Origin of the sequence: Streptomyces sp. NPDC049837 (assembly GCF_040674455.1) — a bacterium.
Classification (GTDB): domain Bacteria; phylum Actinomycetota; class Actinomycetes; order Streptomycetales; family Streptomycetaceae; genus Streptomyces.
In genome coordinates this window covers 1-5835 of record NZ_JBFAMP010000028.1, presented here as the reverse complement: position 1 = coordinate 5835, position 5835 = coordinate 1, and the positions used below count along the sequence as shown (strand labels likewise).

Annotated in this window: 8 protein-coding genes; 2 read left to right on the top strand and 6 right to left on the bottom strand. The window is 66.5% G+C overall.

The window, feature by feature from the left end:
- Positions 1–301: 301 nt before the first annotated feature.
- Positions 302–529: a hypothetical protein gene (locus AB0J57_RS34740; protein ID WP_362034433.1), complete on the top strand. Its 228-nt coding sequence runs from the start codon at positions 302–304 to the stop codon at positions 527–529.
- A 58-nt stretch (positions 530–587) separates the two neighbouring features.
- On the opposite strand, the gene AB0J57_RS34735 is transcribed toward AB0J57_RS34740, so the two are convergent.
- From AB0J57_RS34735 to AB0J57_RS34710, 6 genes are all read right to left on the bottom strand, one after another.
- On the bottom strand, positions 588–1082 hold the full coding sequence (locus AB0J57_RS34735; RefSeq protein WP_366132417.1) for a hypothetical protein: 495 nt from the start codon (positions 1080–1082) through the stop codon (positions 588–590).
- Entirely contained in the window at positions 1036–1773 is a 738-nt protein-coding gene (locus AB0J57_RS34730) for a hypothetical protein (RefSeq protein WP_366132416.1), read from the bottom strand. Before AB0J57_RS34730 ends, AB0J57_RS34735 begins: the two co-directional genes overlap by 47 nt.
- Before the next feature lie 118 nt (positions 1774–1891).
- Positions 1892–2218, bottom strand: a complete 327-nt coding sequence (locus AB0J57_RS34725) for a helix-turn-helix transcriptional regulator (RefSeq protein ID WP_366132415.1) — start codon at positions 2216–2218, stop codon at positions 1892–1894.
- A complete protein-coding gene (locus AB0J57_RS34720) occupies positions 2218–3276 on the bottom strand; it encodes a site-specific integrase (protein WP_366132414.1) in 1059 nt (352 codons plus the stop codon). Before AB0J57_RS34720 ends, AB0J57_RS34725 begins: the two co-directional genes overlap by 1 nt.
- A gap of 755 nt (positions 3277–4031) precedes the next feature.
- Positions 4032–4712, bottom strand: coding sequence for a hypothetical protein (locus tag AB0J57_RS34715; protein ID WP_366132413.1), 681 nt, complete (start codon positions 4710–4712; stop codon positions 4032–4034).
- A gap of 430 nt (positions 4713–5142) precedes the next feature.
- Entirely contained in the window at positions 5143–5367 is a 225-nt protein-coding gene (locus AB0J57_RS34710; protein WP_366132412.1) for a hypothetical protein, read from the bottom strand.
- Between the two features lie 201 nt (positions 5368–5568).
- Between AB0J57_RS34710 and AB0J57_RS34705 the strand changes: the two genes are divergently transcribed.
- Positions 5569–5835 (top strand): hypothetical protein (locus AB0J57_RS34705; RefSeq protein WP_366132411.1); only part of this gene is annotated, 267 nt, incomplete at its 3' end.

Here is a 5835-nt window from a genome sequence, read left to right as displayed (position 1 = left end):
AAGTAACGGCTCGATCCGCGCCCACTGGGCGTCAGTCAGCGACATGCCCAGATCAACGTCCCACTGATCCAAACGAAACTGCCTAGGCCGTGTATCGAAAGTGGATCTTGAGCTGTGAATGATCATAGTTGGCGGATTCTTACGGCCCCGGGACTGGTAGGCCCCCATGTTGAGGTGTCGCGTATTCCAGCTTGGACAGTCCTCATTGGTTACTCTGGGTGGCGAGGACCGTGCTCGTGGTGCCCCCTCGGACCGATAGGTTCACCGTGGTGCATTCGAGTCATTTCTGGAGGGGTCACCGGTGGACGTTGTCGCGATCATGGAGGCGCTGGCCGAACAGGGCATAACCGTGCTGTTCAAGGCTGACGCTGAGCGGATGGCAGAAAGGCGGAAGCCCTGGACGTTCGTGGCCAGTGGTGCCCCGTTGCGTGACGACATCCTCGTGCGTACCGATGCTGCGTCGGTGGAGCAGTGCCTCGAAGCCTGCCTGCCCCGCCTGCGCGAACTGGGCTTCACTTTTCCCGAGTGACGAGGCATGCCAGTGGGAGTGGAACGACAACTCACCGTGTGTGGTCACCGGGGGCGTATCAGCTCCAGGTTCCGCCGGCCTCGGTGACCAGGCGGGTGGCGGTCTTGTCGTGATAGCCGAGTGCCTTCGCGATGACGGGGGCCGGGGCTTGCAGGACGAGCTGACGGATCGCGGAGGTTCTGCCGCGCTGCGGAGGGACGCCGATCTCACGCAGATGGACTTGCAGGCTGACCGGGTTCATGGGCTGTCCGGGCTGACGGCCGGGAAAGAGCCACTGTGAGCTCCTACTGCTGGCGTAGGGCAGGTGCTGGCGAGACCGGATGTAGGCCCGCATCAGGTCGGCGACGGGCTCCGGCAGCGGGGACGGCGGGTCTCCCAGCCGGACGGTGACGACGGTCTCGTCGTCGATCACGTCGTTGATGGTGAGGCGGACGATGCGGCTGACGGGTTGCGCATAGAGGAGAACGAGGGCGGCGGCGACGCGGGCCCGCAGGGGCAAGGAGACGTCATTGAGGACCCGGCGGAGGATCGCGAGCCGGCGGTGCTGGTGCATCGGTTTCCGGGTCCTGGGTGATGACCGCGGGCGGCAGTGTGAGGCGGGCCATCCGGCCGGTCCTCATGCACCACCGCAGGAATGACTGGGACGGACGGCGGGTGGCCAGGCTCTCGGTGTGCCATGCATCGATATCGGCCTGCTGGCACTGCCCGATTGTGCGCCCTCGGTCGGCGAGCCACGCGAGGAAGCCGCCGGCCTGGGTCACTTCCTGCTTGGTGTGGTTGGTCTGGGAGCGTCCCAAGGGTGCCTTCTCGGCCTTTGACCGCAGGCGCCTCAACTGGTGCCAGATGGCGAAGTGCCGGAGAAGCTGGTGGTGTTCGGGTTCCTCGATGGTGGCGAGCCGTTCGGTCAGCCAGCGTTGGTAGAGCAGGAGCTGCCAGTCGACTCGCGGGAGGACACCGCTGTCCATCAGCAGGTCACGCAGGTGGGTAACGGTTCGCCAGGGGGTTTCCTGGTGCAGCCCGTCGTGGGTGAGCGGAATGCTGCCGGTAGCCAGGCCCCGCAGCAGACGGACGACGTTGGGGTTGCGGAGCCAGATCAAGCGGCTCTTGGGCCGGTCCATCTCCAGGAGGATCTTGACCAGCGGCAGGAAGTTTGAGGCGATACGGCCAGTGCCGTCGTCGAGGAGGCGGGCGAGCGTGTCGGCGAGGGTGCAGTGTTGGGCAGCGGCCGCGGATGCGCATCGCACGGTCGTAGCAGGTTCGGCAGATCGGGCCGTCCGACCACTCGGCGGACTTGGAGGCTCGACGGCCGCAGCGCGCGCAGTCGCGGATCATCCATCGCTCGTACTCCTCGGGCGTCACCACTCACCCCTCGGGCGTCAGCCGGACCCGCGTGGGTCGGCGGGCGGCCAGGTTGACAGGAGCTTCTTCGCCGACGGCGCGGCGGGCCGGAAGGTTCTGGGCCGAGGTGGCGATCAGGTCGGTGGGCGTGCAATCGAGGATGTCGCAGAGAGCGGCCAGCACGGGCAGGGACAACCGTTCTGGGGTGCCGGAGACCAAGCGGTGGACCTGGGAGGAGGACAGGGTGATGCCGCGTTCGGTCAGGTGCGGCATGAGCTCGGCGACGGTGAACATGCCGCGGGCGGCCATCAGCTCACGCAGGCGCCACCGGTAGCTGATCTGGCGTGACATCAGGAGGTCCTTCCCGGCCGCAGAGCGGCCTCGATGGTGGCGTCCAGGACGCGTCGCAGGGAGCGGGTGCGGAAGTCGGAGGAGACGCAGGTGTAGATCGCGGTGGTGGAGGCATGGTCGTGGCCGACCTGCTGTTGGACGAACAACGGGTCGTGGCCGTCCTCGATCAGATGGGTGATGTAGGACCTGCGTAGCGAGTGGAACTCCAGCGCGGGGTCCAGGCCGACGGCGTCCCGGTAGGCGGCGAAGCGCGAGTCCAGCCGCTGGACCCCGATTCTCGGGCCTCGCTCGGACGGCCAGAGGGCCCGGCTTGGCGAATGCCGCATCCCGGGCCGCACCTCGCTGATCCATTCCTCGATCGTGCCGGGCGTCCAGCGCCAGACGGTCAGCACGCTGCGGCACTTCGGTGGCGACCCCTTCTTGGCTTTCCCGTAGCGGACCAGCAAGGTGCCGTACTCACCGAACTCCCGACCTTCCGGATTGCGGCCGAAGTCGGTGAGGTCGAGCATCCGAGTCTCGTTGCGTCGCAGGCCGTAGGCGTACGCGACCTTGAACAAGGTGGCGTCCCGGAAGGCCGGCAGCCAGCCCTTGCGGCCCTTGTCGCGAACGCGCAGCACTTCCTCGTCGGCGTGGTCGAAGAACGCTTCCAGCTCGGGCCGGGTAAAGGCCCGTCGTTCCGGCTCGCCCTCGGCTTCGTCGGCGTGCGTCGCGGCGTTCCAGTCGTAGACCACCTGGACCGGGTGGGTACCGAAGTGCCGCAGGCACTCGTCGCTCCAGCCGTAGGCCGGGTTGGTCAGGAAGTCACAGAACTGGCGCACGGAGCCCTGATAGTTGCGCAGGATGGAGCGGACACAGCCGTGCACGGCTCGCAGATCGGCCGACCACTCATCGACGTGCTGCGGCGTCCACTGCCACGGCATAGCGTCGGCATGCCGGACGAAGGCCCGCACCGTACGTTCCTGGTCATCGACGTATCCCGGCGAGAGGTTCCGGGCAAGCTGCTGGTCGCGCCAGCCTTTGATCATCGCCTCGAAGACCTGCTCGTCCGGCCGCAGCAACGGCAGACCGTCGATCAGGTGCAGCCGAGCAGACCCTGGAACGAGACCGTCCCCACCCGTCCGCCATCACTCTCCGTCTATCGCATCTGACGCGAGAATTTCGCATCAGATGCGACTCTGGGGCGGCTTCGCAGTTCAATCGCTCGATGGAGTGAGACGCGCAGATGTCCGCCGATAAGACCGCTACCGTGGCTCCGAGGCCAACGGCCCTGCTGGGACCGCATCTGTCCAGTGTCCGGCCAGCATCCAGGGCGAGTGTCGCCTATTCGCATCCGATGCAATTGACGTCGGTACGAACATCGGTACAGCGGTTGGCGCTGAGATTGATCATACGTCGATCGGCGCGAGGCGCCGCATGCAGGCGTTGCCGTCCACCGGTGCAGCCAGGTGGGGTACCCACCGTGATGGCCCTCCGCCCCGACTTTGCGCGGATCCGCGCGGCTGACGCCCTCATCTACGACGCCCAGCTACTGAGCTGGGCTCGCGTCCGCTATTTCGGCCCGCACCCTGAATCGGCCCCGGAGTCACCCCTTCGCGGCTCCCAACGGATCACCTGGGGCCAAGGTAGCCCGGAACTCCTACCCATGCCCCAGGCCACAAGACAGACAGAGGTCCCTCCGCTGGTCAGCGCCCGACACACACGCGGAGCAAGGCGCTGCTCCTGCCTCGCCCTGGCCACCCTCACCGCGGCCCGGGACGCCATCAACATGGCGGCCCCAGAACAGCGGCTCGCCGACGCAGAGCTCGCTTTCCCGTCAGTCGCTGCTTTCAGCACCTCCGGACGGTGCGGAACGTCGAGCCGCCCTGTCTGCCGCTTCGCGGAGGGCTGCCTCTCGTTCATACTCGCTGCCCGCCTCCTCCGGCATCCCCCAGGCCTCCGGGTGGAGGTACTTGCCGCGCTCGTACTCGGGCTTCTCCTTCTCCACAACGAAGGGATGCGTCCGCACGTACGTGTCCTGTCGAACACCACCCACCTGCCAGGACACCTTCACCTCCGGACGATCGGTGGCGATGGCGAAGCGGTTGTCCCGTACTTCTTCAGAGACGACCGCTTGGGCGAAGCCTCCGATGACCGTGAGCTGATAACGGAAGCCTGTGTTCAGCGCTTCAAAGTACTCGGGCAGTTCAACGACTGCGGTTCCCTCACGGTCCGTGGTGACGGTGCCGCTATAGACATTGAGCTGATCCGGGGACTCAACGAACGAGTGCTGGAGGTAGCGATTCTCCGGGTCCAGAGGGTGATCGATACGGAACCCGCCACTAGCCTTGGCGAACTCGCCCAGCACCAGGCAGTTGCCATTGAAGAAGCCAGCGACGCCCCGGCGCCTTATTCCCTTCGAACCGTAGACGCCGACCGCGCTGGTGAACAGGACCCCAGGGCCGGGCGGGCCGTGAGCAACCCCGGCGACGCCAATGCCGCCTGCGCCCCAGGCCACCCCAAGGACCCCTCGGCCGTCCGCGGCGCTGGAGGCCCCGGTCACTCCACTTGACCCTCCCGCGGCTGTGAGGGCCTCACCGGCCCCTGAGTGACGACGTGGAGGGTCCCCCACCCGGTGGACCGCAGCTCGGTTGTGTCCGAACCGGAATCGTTTACAGTGCCGAACTGCATTGGTCCTGTAGTCATGCGAGGCCTTCCGCGGGGGAGTCATTCAGTGGCGTACCCGTAGGGGATATCTGCAGGCAAAGGGCAGGCAAGCCGCCGCGCACCAGCGCGAGTGTAGGTTGCGCCGACGGAGTGTCCCTGTACGACGTGGCCTGACGGACTCGCTGGAAGGTGAAGCCCTGGCCCTTGGGTCACGCCAGGGCACCAAGTTCCAGTTGCAGTTCGACTTTGGGGGCACTGTGCTTACCGCCTACTGGCCTAACTCAGAGGTCAGGCGCCGCGATGGGGAGAACTCCCTCGCCTGGGATTTCCACCCACACTGTGGACTCCCCGTCCGCGGTGACAGCGGTCCCGTACTGGTCGACTCCCGGCCTGCCCATCTGTACCCACTGCTGGTAGGCGGCGATCTCATCCCACAGGGCGCGCGGGCCGGCCTGGGTGACGGGGAACGCCTCCGTGGTGTGGCCGTCGTAGTCCACGGTGGCCACCGAGTCGCTGGTGTCGTCGGTGATGTGGAGTGTGACGGGGGCGTGTTCGCCGGCCGGCGCTACTCGCTCGCCTCGCCGTCCTTGAGCGTCTCGTCAGGGTAGCCGCCCATCGCAGCCTTCCGCCTTCAGGAGTGGGCGCGCACCCGTAGGGCGCCGTGTCTGCGCGCCCACGAGTCGTGGGGCGACAGCGAGTGGATGCGCATGCTCCTTGTCGAGTACTTCTTCGGCGGCTGCGAGAGCAGGTACACGGACGACGATGTCAAGGCAGTGCTGGCGCAGGGCCAGGGGTACGCCCAGGCGATCGTCGACGCGTTCACTCAAGCATGTTCAATCTCAGCGCCAACGGCTCACCTGCTGCGGGCAATGATCGGCCGGACAGGCCCTAGGCGGTTTCGTTTGGATCTGTCAGTCGTTGGTCCAGGTGTGCCGTTGACTGATGCGCAATGGGCGCGGATCGAGCCGTTGCTC